2 protein-coding genes are annotated in these 2820 nt (G+C 58.2%); one reads left to right on the forward strand and one right to left on the reverse strand.

Features of this window, described 5'->3' with window-relative positions:
* Positions 1-81: 81 nt before the first annotated feature.
* Complete coding sequence (locus tag Z052_RS05960; protein ID WP_094519892.1) at positions 82-1350, reverse strand: Cdc6/Cdc18 family protein; 1269 nt, start codon at positions 1348-1350, stop codon at positions 82-84.
* A gap of 366 nt (positions 1351-1716) precedes the next feature.
* Here Z052_RS05960 and Z052_RS05965 point away from each other — a divergent pair, with 366 nt between their 5' ends.
* A complete protein-coding gene (locus Z052_RS05965) occupies positions 1717-2670 on the forward strand; it encodes a DUF4268 domain-containing protein (protein ID WP_094519893.1) in 954 nt (317 codons plus the stop codon).
* The last annotated feature ends 150 nt before the right edge of the window (positions 2671-2820 follow it).

Genomic DNA, 2820 nt, shown 5'->3' on the forward strand with positions numbered 1-2820 from the left:
ACCCGATGTGATCGACTGATATTGGTTCTCCGTTCTCTCTAAGTGGGCTATCGGTTACCCTAGCTGGATAATATTCGGGGATTAATCGGCTGTAACACCATCCTGTTCTCGGAGAACAGTTGCGACATCTCCGAGGCGCTCCGATTCCTTCGGGAGATTCTCGAGTGCCGTATCAAGATCGACTGCCAGCGAATACTGATTTTCGTCGCCACGACCTCGTCCCTGTCGCTTGTTGAGCACGTTCGTATCGGCGAGATCATTGAGCCGGTCACGGAACCGGCGGTTTGAGAGCGCGTTCACGTCCGCGTACTCACAGAAGGTCTTGTACTGAGTGTAGATCGGTGTCGTCGTCACGGGTGTGTCGCCTTGGATTCCGTGATACGTGACTGCCATGAGCGCGAGCATTCGCTGGTTCGGGAGTGTCTGAATCCCCGACTCAATGGCTTTCGTCTCCAGGAAGTCCCGTGCCTCGCGCACGTGCTCTTCTGTGACGGTCGTCTCGCCCCTATCGTCGGCAAACCGAGTCGCACGGAACAGTAGGCGGATCGCCTCGCGAGCGTCTCCCGTGTCCTGTGCGCCTAACGCCGCGGCAAGCGGGATCGTGTCGTCGCTCAGAATCTCGCTTCGGAGATGCTGGTAGTCCTCGATACTGTTCTCGAAATACGTGTCACGGAGGGCACCGGCGGCACGTCGTGCGAGGATATTGCGGAGCTGATCAGCGTCGTAGGGCTCGAAGCGGACCTCGTCTTCACCGAGGCTCGACCGGACGTCAGCGTCGAGGTTCTCGCGGAACTGGAGGTCGTTCGTAATTCCAATGAGGGAGAGACGGACGCCATCCGGATTCGACCGCGGGAGTTCGTAGAGGATGTAGTCGTCGTCACCGATGGCATCGATCTCGTCGAGGACAACGATGACCGTCCCGCCGACCTTCTCCAGATTCTCGATCACCATATTGAGGAGAGTCTTCCGCTGGTGACCGCTCGGGAGCTCCTCACCGGGCCCAAATCGCTTCTCACGGAGTCGCTTGACGAGATGTGTCAGGACGTGGTAGGAGCCGTCCATGCCCTTACAACGAATGTGGACCACAGTGAGGCCCATCTCAGAATCATCGGCGTACTCCTGAAGTTGGTCGGTCTTGAGGCGGATTCCGACGGTCTTCCCCTGCCCGGACTGCCCGTACACGATCAGGTTGAGCGGCGTCGAGCCCATCGTCGCCGGACGGAGGGCGGAGTGGATCTGGTCGAGTTCCACCTCGCGCTCCGGCAGCGACTCGGGCTGATACGTCTGCTCGTTGGGGTTGAGGACGTCCATGTCCTCGAAGATCGTGTCCTCGTCGCCGAACGCCTTCATACGCTCCCGTTTTCAGGTGTCATACATAAAACCCCCGTGTCCTACATGTCTTTCTGTCTAAGATACGGGTGTACGTCCTGAAAGCTGTGGTCGGTTCTCTCTCGGCTCTACTGTGCTTTGGGTGGCAAAGGGGGACAGAGGGGGGTGCGTCCAGCAAACTACTGAGATACTCGACTGTAGTTCTAGTGTCCTCATAACGAGCCACGATCCTAGAACCGCTCTGTACCCGATACGACACTCGTATTCATCGTCTCAGGACCGCGCAACCCTGGGAGGGGGGTGCGTCCGGCAACGGACCGCAGCGAATGTCGCTTCGAGAATAGTCGGCCCACAACGTTTTATCAAAACTCCCGAAGACGCATGTCCATGGGCCAAAATGTCTCGCGAATCCACGGGCACGACCTCCGCTCGGTGTGGGAGGACGAAGAGCGGGACTTCACGCAATGGTTGACAGAGAACATCGACCTGCTCGCGTCCGAGTTGGGGATAGAGATCGAGGACGCACGAGCTGAGGAAGCCGTCGGCGACTTTTCGGCCGACATCGTCGCACGAGAGATGAACACGGGCGAGACCGTCGTCATCGAGAATCAATACAACCGGACGGACCACGACCACTTGGGGAAACTTCTGACGTACTCGTCGGGAAAGAACGCTGGGTTCACGATGTGGCTCGCCGAGGAGTTCCGGCCGGAACACCGAAGCGTCCTCGAATGGTTGAACGAAACCGGGCCGAAAGGCGCGAAGTTCTTCGCGATCAAACCCCGCGTCGTGAGTATCGAGGGATCCGAGGAGCGTGGGTTCGAGTTCGAAGTCGTTGTCGAGCCCAACGAATGGGAACGCGAGGTGAGCACCGAGTCGCTGTCCGACCTCGGGCGTAGCTACCGGCAGTTCTTCGCCGAGATGGTCGAGGCGTACTCGCAGCGACGGCCGACTTGGTACAAACTCAAGCCCGGACCTCGGAACTGTCTAACGTTCAGTGCCGGTATCGGGGGCGTCCGATTCGGCTGGGTGTTCCACCAGGGGCCCGAGTTCTCTGTTGAGCTCTACATCTCCACGTCGGATAAGGAACGCAACGAGGAGATATTCGAGGCGCTGAAACGCGACCGAACGGAGATTGAGAGCAATTTAGGCGTCGAGTTAGAGTGGGAACGGTTGCCTGAGAAACAAGCATCCCGGATCAAACAGCCTGAAGATATTGATCGGACCATCACCGATCTCACCGCAGACCAGCGAAATCACTTGGTCGAATGGGGGGTGGATGCGATGGACGAATTTCAGGAGGAGTTCGAACCACGTCTTTCCGCTCTCGGCTCCAACTGATCGCTGCTTCTACCGGTGTAACGAACTCGCTGCGTAGGTGCCTCCCATCCTCCCCGTCTTGTCGGACGCACCCCCCTCCCCCACTATCTAGTTCGAACTACAGCTCCGATGAGATTCCCTACTGATACTGTCACTCAGCTTTGAACGTTG

The organism is Halorubrum sp. C191 (assembly GCF_002727095.1).
GTDB lineage: Archaea > Halobacteriota > Halobacteria > Halobacteriales > Haloferacaceae > Halorubrum > Halorubrum ezzemoulense.